Below are 14,119 nucleotides of genomic sequence, written 5' to 3' on the forward strand. Positions count from 1 at the left end.
GCGCCCGCGAGGGTCCCCCGCCCCCAGTCACCCCGGCTGCCACCCCCGCCGCACCGCACCCCGCGGGGGCCGGGGCCTCGGTCGTGGAGGGGCCGTGCGCCCGGGGCGCGCGGGTCGCTCAGTGGGCGGCGCGGGAGCTCCGCGGGTGCCCGGCCTGGTCGGACAGCTGGCGCAGGCCGTTGACGATGCCGCCCACCAGGTCGCCGGCGGCGAAGGAGTTCGTCATCGACAGCACGGCCAGGGCGCACGCGCGGTCGGGCAGCCGGCGGGCGGCGGAGGCGCCGGTGACCACCTCGATCACCCGCTGGCCCGGCGAGACGGCCAGCAGCACCGAGTCGGCCGGGTGGCCGCCGCGGGCGTGCAGCTCCTCGGCGCGGATGCGGGTCTTCGGGCCGAGGTCGCCGATCCAGAGCGTGAAGCGCAGGCCGGTCTCGCGCGAGGACATGGTCAGCGCCTCGTCGAGGCGGGCCAGCTCGCGGTAGCTGAAGACGTTGTCGTAGCCCTCGTCGGCCCGGTTCGGCGCGGTGTCGACCGTTCCGGTGTCGTGGGCGTCGGCATCCAGCACGCGGGTCATCGCGGGTCTCCGGGGAGTGTCGTCGGGGAGGTCGGGGTCACCGGGTCACGGGTCCTCGGGTCACCAGGTGCCGCGGGCGCCGCCGAGCGGGCCGCCCGCCGCGGGGGCCGGCGCGCCGGCCGAGACGGCGGTGGCACCGTGCGAGGCACCGCCCGCGCCGCCGGCGATGACGTGCGAGCCCACGGCGCTCGAGCCGTGCCCGCCACCGTGCCCGCCACCGTGCGCACCGCCGTGGCCGTCGCCGGAGCCGATCGCCGCGGGCTCGCCGTAGAGCGAGGAGCCGACGGCCTGGGTGTCGCCCTCACCGGCCGCGTGGGTCGGGGCGCCCGTGGGCTGCGGCTCGTACCAGACCGGCTCGTGGTCCCACGCCTGGCCGGGCCGGTACCGCACGCCCTGGCGCTTGCGGCCGCCGGGCAGGTAGGTGAGGGCCCACAGGAGGAGGTAGACGGCCAGCGGCGCGACGAGGAAGACGAGCAGGGTCTCGACGACGGTCACGCCCCGGAATCTACCGTCCGGGGAGATCAGCTATGCGTCGGCATGCCAGCCCGGCGGGTGCCGGTGCGCCCACGGGCGGGCCTGCTCCAGCTGCGCGGCGAGCGCGACGAGCGTGACCTCGTCCGCGGGGCGCCCCACCAGCATCGTGCCCACCGGCAGGCCGTCGCCGGTCCAGTGCAGCGGCACGCTGACGGCGGGCTGCCCGGTGACGTTGTACAGCGCGGTGAAGGCGGCGTAGGCCTTCTGCCGCTCGAAGTCGGCCGCTCCGTCGCCGTCGGCGTCGAACCAGCCCAGCGGCCGCGGCGTCATCGTCGTCACGGGCGAGAGCAGGACGTCGAACGCGTCGGTGGCCTCGACGTAGCGGCGGGAGAACAGCCGCAGCGCGGTGAGCGCCTCCATCGCCGCCTGGGCCGACAGCGCCAGGCCGCGGCCGCGCAGCTCGCGGGTGAGCGGCCGCAGCTCCCCCACCCGCTCGGGCGGGACGGGCAGCAGCGTCCCCGACAGCGACCACACCCGCTCGAAGGCGGCCAGCACGTCGGGGGTGAGCAGCCCACCGGGGACGTCGGCCACCTCGTGCCCGAGCGACTCCAGCAGGGCGGCGGCGTCGTCGAGGGCCGCGGTCACCTCCGGCTGCAGGACGGCGCCGGGCATCGGCGACTCCAGCGCCCGCCCGATCCGCAGCCGGCCGACCGGGCGGTCGGCGGCGGCCAGGAAGGTCTCCCCCGGCGGCAGCGGCGGCGCCCACGCGGCGTCCCCGGTGACGGGGCCGGCCATCGCGTCGAGCATGGCTGCGGCGTCGCGGACGGTGCGGGCCAGCGGCCCGTTGGTGCCGAGGCCCGTCACGTCGCTGCCGAACGGCGCGTTGCTCACCCGGCCGCGGGTGGGCTTGATGCCGAACAGCCCGTTGACGCTCGCCGGGATGCGGATGGAGCCCCCGCCGTCGCTGCCCTGCGCGAAGGGCACCATCCCGGCGGCCACCGCCACCGCCGCGCCGCCGCTGGAGCCGCCGGCCAGCCGCTGCGGGTCCCAGGGGCTGCGGGCCGGGCCGACGAGGTCGTTGTCGGTGTAGCAGGGGAAGCCGAACTCGGGGGTGTTGGTCTTGCCGAGGCTGATCGTCCCGGCGGCGGCGAGCTTTGCGACGACGGCGTCGTCGGTGGTGGGCACGAAGTCGGCGAAGACCGGACAGCCGAAGGTGGTGCGCACGCCCGCGGTGTTGTTGAGGTCCTTGATGGCCGTCGGCACGCCGAGCAGGGGCGGCAGCTCGCCCCCGGCCCGCACCCGCGCCTCCGCGGCGGCGGCCGCGGCCAGCGCCCGCTCGGGGGTGACGGTGACGAACGCGCCGAGCCCGGCGTCGAGGGCCGCGACCCGGTCCAGGGCGTGCCGCACGAGCTCGGTCGGGGAGACCTCCCCGGCGCGGACGGCGGCCGCCTGCTCGAGCGCGGTGAGGTCGTGCAGCTGCGTCACGGACGGCGACGCTAGCCCCGGCATGTAGAACCGGCGCCGTGGACCCGACCCGCGCCGCGGCCCAGGCGCTCGACGACGCCGACCCCCTCGCCGGCTTCCGCGCCCGCTTCACCGGGGCGGGCGACGACGGCCTGCGCTACCTCGACGGCAACTCGCTCGGCCGGATGCCGCGCGAGACCCCCGCCGCCCTGGCCCGGGTGGCCGAGCAGGAGTGGGGCCGGGGCCTCGTCGGCTCGTGGGCGTCGTGGATCGACGTCGGCACGCGGGTGGGCGACCTGGTCGGCACCGGCGTGCTGGGCGCCCGGCCCGGCGAGGTGCTGCTGGCGGACTCCACCTCGGTCGACCTCTACAAGCTGCTGGTGGCCGCCGCCGACGCCCGGCCGGGCCGCGACGTCCTCGTCTGCTGCGCCGACGACTTCCCGACCGACCGCTACGTCGTGGCCGGGGTGGCCGCCGCCCGCGGGATGACCGTGCGGGAGGTGCCCGCCGACGTCGACGAGGGCCTCGACCCGGCGGTGCTGGCCGGGGCGCTGGACGGGCGGGTCGCCGCCGTCGTGCTGTCGGCGGTGGCCTACCGCTCGGGCGCGCTGGTCGACGTCGCGGCAGTGACGGCGGCCGCGCGGGAGGCCGGCGCCCTGGTGGTCTGGGACCTGTCGCACGCGGCCGGGGCGGTGGAGCTCGACCTCGCGGCCGCCGGCGCCGACCTCGCCGTCGGCTGCACGTACAAGTACCTCAACGGCGGGCCGGGGGCGCCGGCGTTCCTGTACGTGCGGCGGGAGCTGCAGGAGGAACTGCGGCAGCCGATCTGGGGCTGGTTCGGGCAGCGCGACCAGTTCGCCATGGGTCCGGCCTACGACCCGGTGCCGGGGATCGACCGGTTCGCGGTGGGCACGCCGCCGGTGCTGGCCGCGGCGGCGGTGGAGGTGGGGGTGCGGCTGGTGGCCGAGGCGGGCATCGGCCGGCTGGCGGCCAAGGGGCGCGCGCTGACCGGGCTGCTGGTCGACCTCGCCGACGCCTGGCTCGCCCCGCACGGGGTGGCCCTGGCCAGCCCGCGCGACCCCGCCCGCCGCGGCGCGCACGTGACGCTGGCGCACCCGCACGCCTGGCAGTTGACCCAGGCGCTGGTCGACCGCGGCGTGGTGCCCGACTTCCGCACGCCCGACCGGGTGCGGCTGGGCCCGGCACCGCTCTACACGCGCTTCGTGGACGTGTGGGACGCCCTCGACGTGTTCCGCGGCGTGCTCGAGGGCCGCTCCTGGGAGGGCTACCCCGAGGAGCGGTCCCGCGTCACCTGAGCCCGGTCAGGCGTGCGCGACGACGACGAGGTTCTCGGTCGAGGCCTGGCCGGCGCGCTGGAAGCAGGTGATGAGGACGAGCCGGCCCGGGACCGCCGCCCAGATGTCGGCGGCGCCGGCGAGCTCGTCCTTGTCGTAGCGCTGGGTGCGCTCGACGGTGTAGTCGACCGTGCCCTCGGGCGTGCTGACCTCGACGACGTCGCCGGCGCGTAGGCCCTCGTCGTCGGCCTCGGCGTCGACCAGGGCGTCGAAGCCGTACTCGCCGGTGCCGGTGGCGTGGGCGGCGATGTACACGGTGTTGTCGGCCTGCGCGGCGTCGCCGACCGGGTCGCCGTAGGAGTCGATCCAGTAGGCCGCGGTGAGCAGCGGCGGGTTGATGACCCCGCCGCTCGGGGTGAGCGGCAGGACCGGCAGGTCGAGACCCAGCGCCGGCACCGCGACGTGGACGTCCGACGCCGGCGTCGGGAGGACCGTCCCCTCGGGGGGGAGGGTCGGCTGGGCGGGCTCCCCCGCGGGGGCCGCGGCCACCGGGTCGAGGGACCCGGTGGCCGCGGCGGACCGCCCGTCGGGGGCGACGCCGACGGCGAGCAGTGCGCTGCCGGCGACGCCCAGGGCGGCGACCGCCGTGATCGCGGCGGTGCGCCGCCCCGGTCGCATCAGGCCTGGTCCGTGCCGTCCTCCACCGCGGGGCGGCGGCGGGTGCGGGCGAGGGCGAGGCCACCGGCGCCGGCGAGGACCAGCAGGCCCGCACCCGCGGCGGCGAAGCCGGTCGCGCCCTCGGCCGCCGGGGCGGTCACGCCGGTGTTGGAGCGGAGGCCCGCGTTCCCGGTGACGGCCTGGGTGGTCGGCGCGGCCGGCGGCACGACGGCCGGGGTGTCCGCGGCGACGACGGTGACCTCGACGAGGACCACCGAGACGGCGCCGGACGGCGCCTGCTGGGCGACGACCACGCCGTACTGGCCGGCGGCCGTGCCGGCCGGCAGCACGAAGGTCGCGCGCGACCCGGCGACCTGCGTGGCGAGCGGCGCGGCGGCGCCGGTCGGGTCACCGTTCGCGTCCAGGTTCACCAGGCCGACCTCGACGCCGGTGAGGTCGGGAAGCCCCAGCTCGCGCAGCGGCGAGGCGGCGGTGAGGTCGAGCGTCACGGTCGAGCCGGCCGTCACCGGGGTCGGGAAGGGGCACCGGACGCCGGAGGTCACGTCACAGGGCACCTGCGAGAAGGCGAGCAGCTCGGGGGTGACCGTCACCGAGGCGGGCGCCGCGGCGTCGAAGGTCAGCTCGTAGCCGACCGGGTCGTAGTAGGTCAGCGCCGTGCCGAGGGTGTCGGTGAGGGGCTCGACGAACAGCGTCGCGTCGTCGACGCCGGCACCGTCGTCGGCGGGGAGCGTGACCGTCAGCGTCCCGGTGCCCTGGCCGCTGACCGCGAGGTACAGCGGGTCGAGGGGCGCGAGGGCCGAGGAGTAGGTGACGTCGTAGCTGCCGTCGCCGTCGTCGTCGAAGGACAGCTCGACCTCGGCGGCGGTGTCGTCGAGCTCGACGGGCACCTCGACCTCGAGGGTGCCGGAGTACTGCACCTCGACGGGCGTGAAGACGCCACCGGCGCTGGGGTCGCCCATGGTCATGGGGTCCATGGCGCCGCCGAAGTTCTCGACCGGGAGGGCGCTCAGCACGACCTCGGAGGGCTGCAGCGGGATGACGACGTCGGTCGCCGCGGCGGCGGGACCGGCGATGGAGACGAAGAGCACGGCCGAGCCGATGCCGGCGAGGCCGAAGCGCTGGACCTGCCGGCGCACGGGGGTGGAGCTGGTCACGGGGACACCTCTGTCGACCGCAGCGCCCGGTCGGCGCCGATTGCCGCGGAACGTAGCGTCACCGGGCGGTCTCGCTGGGTGGAGGACATGCACTGTGGGACGGGTGGGACGGGACGGGCGGATGGTGCGATCGGGTGCCGCAGGCCTCGACACGATCTGCCGTCCGGGAGGCCCGGGCGGCGCCGCGGAAGGGCGCGAGTTGCCGAAGGGCGCCGCCGAGGGACGTCGGCAACTGACGGTGCGCTGCCGGCCCTCAGGTCTCGTCGGGGGCGACGCCGATCGGGTTGCGGTCGGGGAACAGGCCGGCGGTGACGACGGCGCGGCGCACCGGCACGAGCAGCTCGCCCAGCCGGTCGCAGCCCGGGTCGCCCAGCGCGCGCCACGGCCCGAGGGCCAGCCGGTCGGTGTCGGCCTCGATGGCGGTGGTCATCGCCAGGCCCTCGGCCGACAGCTCGTCGCCGTCGAGCCAGCCGCGGGTCCGGAGCTCGTCGGCCGCGGCGGTCCACGCGTCGTCGTCCCAGCCGCGGGCGCGCTGCAGCCACTCGCGGTCGACCCGGCCGGCGGCCGCGACGAGCACGTGGGCCCCGGCGCCGGAGACCTCGCGCCCGAGCAGCGCCGCGGTGTGCCCGTCGCCGCGGTGCTCGCGCAGGGTGGTCAGCGCCTGCCACAGCGCCAGGTGCGGTTCGTCGGGCGCGGGCAGCCCCGCGTTGGCCGCCGCCAGCGGCCGGCCGGGCAGGTCGACGGCCGCCGCGGCGGTGGACGCCAGCGCGGCCGCCTCCGCCGCCTCCGGGGACGCCGCCCACTCCCCCAGCACCCGGCGCACGACAGCGTCGACCCCGGCCAGCCGCGCGTCGAGCGCCGCGGCCGGGGACACCGCCTCCCACACGGCCGGCACCCGCCGGGCCACGAAGGACGGCGCGAAGTTGTAGAAGACCGCCGTCACCACCTCCGGGCCGACCGGGCCCAGGGGTGCCGCCCGCAGCGCGAAGTAGGTGGACCAGAAGCCGGTGGTGCCGGCCGCCTCACCGGCCGCCCGCGCCTCCTCGGCGAAGTAGGTCAGCGCGTGGAACGGCTCGGCCAGCGCCCACAGCCGCCGGGCGGTGCCCGCGGATGTCACGCGGGGCCCCCGCTCACGCGCTGACGCTCTCGGGCACGCCGAGCCACTCGCGCCAGCGCGGGTCGACCGTGCGGGCGCCGAGCAGCCGCCAGGCCGCCCCGCTCGGCGTCCGCGGTGGGTGTGGCAGCTTCCAGCCGAGCTCGGCCAGCGACCGGTCGGCCTTGGTGTGGTTGCACTTCCGGCAGGCCGCCACGACGTTGTCCCAGGTGTGGGTGCCGCCGCGGCTGCGCGGGACGACGTGGTCGATGCTGGTGGCCGAGCTCCCGCAGTAGACGCAGGTCTGCCCGTCGCGGGTGAACACCGCCCGGCGGGACAGCGGCACCTGCGCCGGGTAGGGCACCCGGACGTAGCGGGTCAGCCGGACGACGACGGGCACCGGCAGGCTCACCCGCTCGGCGTGGACCACCTCGGCGGCGGCGTCGACCGGCACCGCCTTCTCCGCGAGCACGAGCACGATCGCGCGGCGGCTGGAGACCACGCACAGCGGCTCGTAGGTGGCGTTGAGCAGCAACGTGGCGGCCGTCGTGCCGGACGAGGGCACGGGCAGCCGGGGGACGGGGACGGGGTCGCGTCGCGGACCTGGGTGGCCCACCGGCGACGACCCGGACGCGGAACGCGACACGGAGCACCTCCGACACCCCGGACCGCCGTACCGGGGCGGCCCGCGGGATTGTGCCCATCCTGCCCTGACGAGCGGGAACGGCGCGCGGGGGAAGTCCGGGGCACCTCCCGCCCGCCCGGTTACGGTCGGGCGGTGCGCTACCCCGACGCCGAACGGCTCGACCTCGTCGAGGACCTGCACGGCCACCGCGTGGCCGACCCCTACCGCTGGCTCGAGGACCCGGCCGACCCGCGGACGCGGGCCTGGACGGAGGCGCAGGACGCGCTGACCGCCGGCGTCCTCGGCGCCCTGCCGCTGCGGCCGGGGTTCGCCGCCCGGCTCGAGCGGCTCGTGCACGCCGGCGCCGTGGGCGTCCCGGTGCACCGCGGCGGCCGCGCCTTCTCCACCCGCCGCGACCCCGGCCAGGAGCACGCCGTCCTGCGGGTCCGCGAGGCCGACGGCACCGTGCGCGTCCTGGTCGACCCGGTGGCGGTCGACCCCTCCGGCACGACGACGCTCGACGCCTGGTCGCCGTCGTGGGAGGGCGACCGGCTGGCCTACCAGCTGTCCACCGGCGGCGACGAGGAGTCGCGGCTGTACGTCCTCGACGTTGCCACCGGCGAGCAGCTCGACGGGCCGGTCGACCGCTGCCGCTACTCCCCCGTCGCCTGGCTGCCCGACGGCGAGGAGCTGTTGTACGTCCGCCGGCTGGCGCCGGGACAGGTACCCGCCGGCGAGGAGCAGTTCCACCGCCGGGTGTGGCGCCACCGCGTCGGCGCGGACCCCGACGGCGACGTCCTCGTGCACGGGGAGGGGCTCGACCCCACGAACTACTACGGCGTGCGGGTCAGCCGCGACGGCCGCTGGCTGGTCGTCTCCGCCTCGGCCGGCACCGCCCCGCGCGACGACGTGTGGCTCGCCGACCTGGGCGGGACCGGGGAGCTCCGCGAGCTGCAGGTCGGCGTCGACGCGCAGACCGCCGCCTGGGTGGCCCGCGACGGCCGGCTCTGGCTGCTGAGCGACCGCGGCACCCCGCGCTGGCGGCTCGCCGTCGCCGACCCGGCCGACGAGGCGACCTGGCCGGTCGGCGCGTGGGCCGACGTCGTCCCGGAGGCGGAGGACGGCGTGCTCTCCGACGTCGCGCTGGTCGACGGCGCGGACGGGTCGCTGCAGGTGCTCGCCGTCCACTCGGTCGACGCCACCGACCGGCTGTCGGTCTGGGCCGGGGACGGCTCCGGCCGCCTGGCCGGGGTGACCGGCCTCGGCGCCGGCAGCGTCTCCGGCGTGAGCGCGCCCCCGGAGGGCGGCACGACGGCGTGGGTGGGCTGGACCGACCACGCGACCCCGCCGTCGGTGCTGCGCTGGGACGCCGCCGAGCCCACCGCACTGGTCGAGGACGAGCGCGCCCCCGTGGCCGGCGAGGTGCCGGACGTGACCGTCGTCGAGACGCACGCGACCTCGCGGGACGGGACGCCGGTGCACCTGTTCGTCCTCTCGGCCGGCGGCGCGCCCGACACCCCGCGCCCGGCCGTGCTCTACGGCTACGGCGGCTTCAACGTCGCGCTCACCCCCGCCTGGTCGGCGCAGGCGCTGGCCTGGGTCGCCGCAGGCGGGGTGTGGGCGGTGGCCAACCTGCGCGGCGGCTCCGAGCACGGCGAGGAGTGGCACCGCGCCGGCATGCGCGAGCGCAAGCAGAACGTGTTCGACGACTTCGCCGCGGCCGGCGAGCACCTGGTCGCGCAGGGCTGGACGACGCACGCGCAGCTCGCGGTGATGGGCGGCTCGAACGGCGGGCTGCTCGTCGGCGCGACGCTCACCCAGCGCCCCGACCTCGCCGCCGGCGTCGTGTGCAGCGCGCCGCTGCTGGACATGGTCCGGTACGAGCGCTTCGGCCTCGGGCGCACCTGGAACGACGAGTACGGCACCGCCGAGGACCCCGAGGAGCTCGGCTGGCTGCTGGGCTACTCGCCGTACCACGCGGTCCGCGAGGGCACCGTCTACCCGGCGACGCTGTTCACGACGTTCGAGTCCGACACCCGGGTCGACCCGCTGCACGCGCGCAAGCTCGCCGCGGCGCTGCAGGCCGCGACGAGCGGCGAGGCGCCGGTGCTGCTGCGGCGGGAGACGTCGGTGGGCCACGGCGCCCGGGCGGTGAGCCGCACGGTGGGTCTCGCGGCCGACCAGCTGGCGTTCCTCGCGGCGGCCACCGGGCTGTCCGGGTGGGGCGCGGCGGGTGGCGGGGACGGCGCCGCGACCTGACACGATGGGCGGTGATGACTGCCCTACCCTCCGTGACGGCCGCCGACTCGGGGCTGGCCGACTCGATGCCCGAGTGCGTCTCGGACCCGACGACGCTGTGCGCGAAGGTCTACGACCTGTCCGGGATCGACTGGCTGGCGAACAACGCCGAGGCGCTGATCGCGAAGCCGGCGCGGATCCTGCTGGTCCTCGTCGTCGCCTTCGTCGCCCGGTTCATGCTCCACCGCGCCATCCGGCGGCTCACCGACCGCACCGCCACCGGCGGGGTGCCCACCCTGCTGCGCCCGCTGCGCAACCGGGGCGCCGCCGGGCAGGTCATCGAGCAGGTCGCCGCCCGCCGCACGCAGCGCGCGGAGGCGATCGGCTCGGTGCTGCGCAGCGTCGCGTCGTTCGTGGTCATGGGCATCGCCGTCGTGCTGGTGCTCGGTGAGCTCGGCCTCGACCTCGCGCCGATCGTGGCCAGCGCCGGCGTCGTGGGCGTCGCGCTCGGCTTCGGCGCGCAGAACCTGGTCAAGGACTTCATCGCCGGGATCGGGATCATCCTCGAGGACCAGTACGGCGTCGGCGACGTCGTCGACCTCGGCGAGGCCAGCGGCACGGTCGAGGCCGTGGGCCTGCGGATCACCCGGCTGCGCGACGTCAACGGCGTCGTCTGGTACGCCCGCAACGGCGAGGTCCTGCGGGTCGGCAACAAGAGCCAGGGCTTCGCGCAGGTGGTCATCGACATGCCCGTCGCGCACGACACCGACCTCGAGCGCTGCCGCTCGGTGATGCAGGAGGTCGCCGACGCGATGTACGTCGAGGAGGAGTGGTCGGCGGTGCTGCTGGCCGAGCCGGAGTCGCTGGGCGCCGAGCAGATCACCGCTGCCGGCGTGACGATGCGGCTGCAGGTCCGCTCCACCAGCGCCGACCAGTGGCGGGTCGCCCGCGAGCTGCGGATGCGGCTGCAGGAGCGGTTCGCCACCGAGGGCATCCGCACGCCTCCCCCGCTGCTCGGGGCGAGCACCGCGACCGGGACGGGCGTCCCGTGACCGGGGAGGCCGGCGGAGGCGAGCGGCCCTCCTTCCGCGCGGTCTTCGCCGTCCCGGAGTTCCGGCCGCTGTTCGGCACCTACACCCTGTCGACGATCGGCGACGAGCTCGCCCGGGTGGCGCTGACCGTCCTCGTCTACCAGCGCACCGACTCCCCGCTGCTCGCGGCGGTCACCTTCGGGCTGAGCTTCCTGCCCTGGGTGGTCGGCGGCCCGGTGCTGGCCACCATCGCCGACCGCTTCCCCCGGCACCGCGTGCTGATCGTCAGCGACGTCGTCCGGGCCGTGCTCGTCGCGCTCATGGCCCTCCCCGGCCTCCCGCTGTGGGCCCTGCTGTCGCTGCTGCTCGCCGTCTCGCTGTGCGCGCCGCCGTTCGAGTCGGCGCGGTCGGCGCTGATGGCCGACGTCCTCGACGGCGAGCGCTACGCCGTCGCCTCCTCGCTGACCAACACCAGCTCCCAGCTCGCCCAGGTCATCGGCTTCGTCGGTGCGGGCGCCCTCGTGGGCCTGCTCGACCCGTCGGCGGTGCTGCTGCTGGACGCCGCCACCTTCGCCGTCTCGGCGGTGTGGCTCTCCGCCGGCCTGCAGCGGCGGCCGGCGCCGGCCGCGCCGTCGGACGAGCCGGCGTCGGTGTGGCGGGAGACCGCCGAGGGCCTGCGGCTGATCCGCGGGATCCCGCGCCTGACGGCGATCATCGCGCTGCTGTGGCCCGGCGTGCTGTTCACCAACGTGGCCGAGGGCATCGCCGCGCCGCTCACCGACGACCTGGGCGGCGCCGCGCTGCAGCTCGGCGTCCTGCTCGCCGCCAACCCGCTCGGGCAGACCGTCGGCGGGCTGGTGGTGGCCCGGTTCCTCGGCACGGAGCGGGCCGGGCGGATGGTCCCGGGGCTCGTCGTCGCGTCGCTGGTGCCGGTGCTCCTGGCCGGGCTGGTCGCGCTCGTGGCCGGCCCCGGGCGTGCGGCGTTCGTCACGGTCGTCGTCCTGCTGTTCGTCGGCGGGCTCGGCTGCAGCTGGCTCATCCCGCTCAACGTCGCCTTCGTGCAGGCCGTGCCGGCGGCGTTCCGCGGCCGGGCCTTCGGCGTCGCCGTCAGCGGTCTGTACGGCGTGCAGGGCCTCGGCGCGCTGGGTGCGGGGCTGGCGGCCGAGCGGGTGCCGCCCGCCGCCGTCGTCGCCGTCGCGGGCGGGCTGGGCCTGGTCGCCGTCCTCCCCGGGCTGCTCGGGCTGGTCCGCACCCGACCCGGCGTGGCGGGACGGCACCGCGCTGCGGGACCATCGGTGTCATGAGCGAGGCGAGCCGGTCCCTGCCCTCGGCGCGGACCTTCTACGACGAGGTCGGCGGCGAGCCGGTCTTCCGTCGGCTGGTCGCCCGCTTCTACGCCGGTGTCCGCAGCGACCCGGTGCTGGCGCCGCTGTACCCCCAGGACGACTGGGAGGGGGCCGAGACCCGCCTGCGCCGCTTCCTGGAGCAGTACTGGGGCGGCCCGACGACGTACTCGCAGGAGCGCGGCCACCCCCGGCTGCGCATGCGGCACGCCCCGTTCGCCATCGGCCCGGCCGAGCGCGACGCGTGGCTGCGGCACATGCGCGACGCCGTCGACTCCCTCGACCTGACCGCCGAGCAGGACGCGGCCCTGTGGGGCTACCTGACGATGGCGGCGCACAGCATGCAGAACCGCTGGCCCGACGACGCGCCCGGCGACCTCTCCCCCGCCTGAGCCCCGACCCCTGCCGCCCGCCGTCACCGACGCCGGTCAGGAGCGCGCGCCCGCACCCCCGAGGAGCCCGGTGACCTCCCCTGCCCCCGCCCCGTTCCGCCGCACCGACGCCGACTGGTGGCGCGACGCGGTCTTCTACCAGGTCTACATCCGCAGCTTCGCCGACGGCAGCGGCGACGGCGTCGGCGACCTCGCCGGCATCCGCGCCCGCCTGCCGCACCTGGCCGCGCTCGGCGTGGACGCGCTGTGGATCACGCCGTTCTACCCCTCGCCGATGGCCGACCACGGCTACGACGTCGCCGACCCGCGCGACGTCGAGCCCGTCTTCGGCGACCTGGCGGAGTTCGACGCGCTGCTCGCCGAGGCGCACGCCGCCGGCATCCGCGTCACCGTCGACCTGGTGCCCAACCACACCTCCGACCGGCACGCCTGGTTCCAGGCGGCGCTGGCCGCCGGCCCCGGCTCCCCGGAGCGGGCGCGCTACCTGTTCCGCGACGGCCGCGGGCCCGACGGGTCGCAGCCCCCGAACAACTGGCCGTCGGTCTTCGGCGGGCCGGCGTGGTCGCGGGTGCCCGACGGCCAGTGGTACCTGCACATCTTCGCGCCGGAGCAGCCCGACCTGGACTTCACGCACCCGGAGGTCGTCGCCGACCTCGAGACGACGATGCGGTTCTGGCTGGACCGCGGCGTCGACGGGTTCCGCATCGACGTCGCGCACGGCATGGCCAAGCCCGCGGGCCTGCCGGACATGCAGCCGATGGAGGACACCGGCCTGCTCGACGACCACGGCCCCGGCGACCTGCGCTTCGACCAGGAGGGCGTGCACGACGTGCACCGCCGCGTCCGCGCCGTCCTCGACGGCTACCCGGGCACGATGGCCGTGGGCGAGGTCTGGGTGTCCGACGACGCCCGGCTGGCCCGCTACCTGCGCCCCGACGAGCTGCAGCTGGCGTTCAACTTCAAGCTGCTGACCGCCGACTGGGACGCCGACGACCTGCGCGACGCCGTCGTCCACTCGCTGGAGTCGGTGGCCGGGGTGCCCGCGCCCGCCTGCTGGGTGCTGTCCAACCACGACCGGCCGCGGCACGTCACCCGCTACGGCGGCGGGGAGACCGGCACCCGGCGGGCCCGGGCCGCCGCGCTGCTGCAGCTGGCGCTGCCGGGCGCCGCCTACGTCTACAACGGCGACGAGCTCGGCATGCCCGACGTCGACCTGCCCGACGAGGCGCTGCAGGACCCGATCTGGGAGCGGTCCGGGCACATCGAGCGCGGCCGCGACGCCTGCCGCATCCCGGTGCCGTGGTCCGGCGACGCGCCCTCCTACGGGTTCTCCACCTCGCCGGACACCTGGCTGCCGATGCCCGCGGGCTGGGCGCCGCTGACCGCCGAGGCGCAGGCCGCCAACCCCGGCTCGGTGCTCTCGCTGTACCGGGCCGCGGTGGCGCTGCGCCGCACCTCCCCCGCCTTCGACGGCGAGTCGCTGGAGTGGCTGCCGGCGCCCGAGCGGTGCCTGGCGTTCCGCCGCCCGGGCGGGCTGGTGTGCCTGGTGAACCTCTCGGCGGCGCCGGTCCCGCTGCCCGAGGGGCGGGTCCTGCTGGCCAGCGAGGACGTCGCCGGGGGCACCCTGCCGGCCGACGCGGCGGTCTGGCTGGTCGCCTGACGGCGCGCCTCCCGGGACTCGCCGTCCCGGGAGGCGCCTCCGGCCCGCGCGGGTAGCATCCGGAACGGAACAGAGCGTCACGGGGGACGCTGTCACGC

At 76.9% G+C, this 14,119-nt stretch carries 13 protein-coding genes; 6 read left to right on the forward strand and 7 right to left on the reverse strand.

What is annotated here, in order from left to right:
- Positions 1 to 118: 118 nt before the first annotated feature.
- The 3 genes from ACI78R_RS19135 to ACI78R_RS19145 are packed head-to-tail and all read right to left on the reverse strand — an operon-like array spanning position 119 to position 2,533.
- Entirely contained in the window at positions 119 to 574 is a 456-nt protein-coding gene (locus ACI78R_RS19135; RefSeq protein ID WP_073419120.1) for a DUF5130 family protein, read from the reverse strand.
- Between the two features lie 60 nt (positions 575 to 634).
- Positions 635 to 1,069 (reverse strand): aa3-type cytochrome oxidase subunit CtaJ, encoded by a 435-nt coding sequence (gene ctaJ / locus ACI78R_RS19140; protein WP_457041912.1) that lies wholly within the window; start codon positions 1,067 to 1,069, stop codon positions 635 to 637.
- Between the two features lie 30 nt (positions 1,070 to 1,099).
- The gene (locus tag ACI78R_RS19145; RefSeq protein ID WP_457041913.1) at positions 1,100 to 2,533 is read right to left on the reverse strand and encodes an amidase; all 1,434 of its coding nucleotides are present in this window, start codon (positions 2,531 to 2,533) and stop codon (positions 1,100 to 1,102) included.
- Between the two features lie 38 nt (positions 2,534 to 2,571).
- Here ACI78R_RS19145 and kynU point away from each other — a divergent pair, with 38 nt between their 5' ends.
- Entirely contained in the window at positions 2,572 to 3,828 is a 1,257-nt protein-coding gene (kynU, locus tag ACI78R_RS19150; RefSeq protein ID WP_457041914.1) for a kynureninase, read from the forward strand.
- A 6-nt stretch (positions 3,829 to 3,834) separates the two neighbouring features.
- Here the strand turns inward: kynU and ACI78R_RS19155 are convergent, their stop codons facing one another.
- The 4 genes from ACI78R_RS19155 to ACI78R_RS19170 all read right to left on the reverse strand — a co-directional run bounded on the left by ACI78R_RS19155 (position 3,835) and on the right by ACI78R_RS19170 (position 7,297).
- Positions 3,835 to 4,485, reverse strand: coding sequence for a class F sortase (locus tag ACI78R_RS19155; RefSeq protein WP_457041915.1), 651 nt, complete (start codon positions 4,483 to 4,485; stop codon positions 3,835 to 3,837).
- On the reverse strand, positions 4,485 to 5,639 hold the full coding sequence (locus ACI78R_RS19160) for a hypothetical protein (RefSeq protein ID WP_073419115.1): 1,155 nt from the start codon (positions 5,637 to 5,639) through the stop codon (positions 4,485 to 4,487). Before ACI78R_RS19160 ends, ACI78R_RS19155 begins: the two co-directional genes overlap by 1 nt.
- A gap of 253 nt (positions 5,640 to 5,892) precedes the next feature.
- Positions 5,893 to 6,756, reverse strand: a complete 864-nt coding sequence (locus ACI78R_RS19165; RefSeq protein ID WP_457041916.1) for an SCO6745 family protein — start codon at positions 6,754 to 6,756, stop codon at positions 5,893 to 5,895.
- 13 nt (positions 6,757 to 6,769) lie between these two features.
- Positions 6,770 to 7,297, reverse strand: a complete 528-nt coding sequence (locus tag ACI78R_RS19170) for an HNH endonuclease (RefSeq protein WP_073419113.1) — start codon at positions 7,295 to 7,297, stop codon at positions 6,770 to 6,772.
- A 213-nt stretch (positions 7,298 to 7,510) separates the two neighbouring features.
- Between ACI78R_RS19170 and ACI78R_RS19175 the strand changes: the two genes are divergently transcribed.
- The 5 genes from ACI78R_RS19175 to ACI78R_RS19195 all read left to right on the forward strand — a co-directional run bounded on the left by ACI78R_RS19175 (position 7,511) and on the right by ACI78R_RS19195 (position 14,021).
- Positions 7,511 to 9,616, forward strand: coding sequence for a prolyl oligopeptidase family serine peptidase (locus tag ACI78R_RS19175; RefSeq protein WP_457041917.1), 2,106 nt, complete (start codon positions 7,511 to 7,513; stop codon positions 9,614 to 9,616).
- Between the two features lie 32 nt (positions 9,617 to 9,648).
- Positions 9,649 to 10,647: a mechanosensitive ion channel family protein gene (locus tag ACI78R_RS19180; RefSeq protein ID WP_457041918.1), complete on the forward strand. Its 999-nt coding sequence runs from the start codon at positions 9,649 to 9,651 to the stop codon at positions 10,645 to 10,647.
- The gene (locus ACI78R_RS19185; protein ID WP_457041919.1) at positions 10,644 to 11,930 is read left to right on the forward strand and encodes an MFS transporter; all 1,287 of its coding nucleotides are present in this window, start codon (positions 10,644 to 10,646) and stop codon (positions 11,928 to 11,930) included. Before ACI78R_RS19180 ends, ACI78R_RS19185 begins: the two co-directional genes overlap by 4 nt.
- On the forward strand, positions 11,927 to 12,361 hold the full coding sequence (locus ACI78R_RS19190) for a globin (protein WP_073419110.1): 435 nt from the start codon (positions 11,927 to 11,929) through the stop codon (positions 12,359 to 12,361). The genes ACI78R_RS19185 and ACI78R_RS19190 overlap by 4 nt, the downstream gene beginning before the upstream one ends.
- A gap of 70 nt (positions 12,362 to 12,431) precedes the next feature.
- Positions 12,432 to 14,021, forward strand: coding sequence for a glycoside hydrolase family 13 protein (locus ACI78R_RS19195; RefSeq protein ID WP_457041920.1), 1,590 nt, complete (start codon positions 12,432 to 12,434; stop codon positions 14,019 to 14,021).
- Positions 14,022 to 14,119 lie beyond the last annotated feature (98 nt).

The sequence above is a fragment of the Geodermatophilus sp. SYSU D01106 genome, assembly GCF_054049995.1.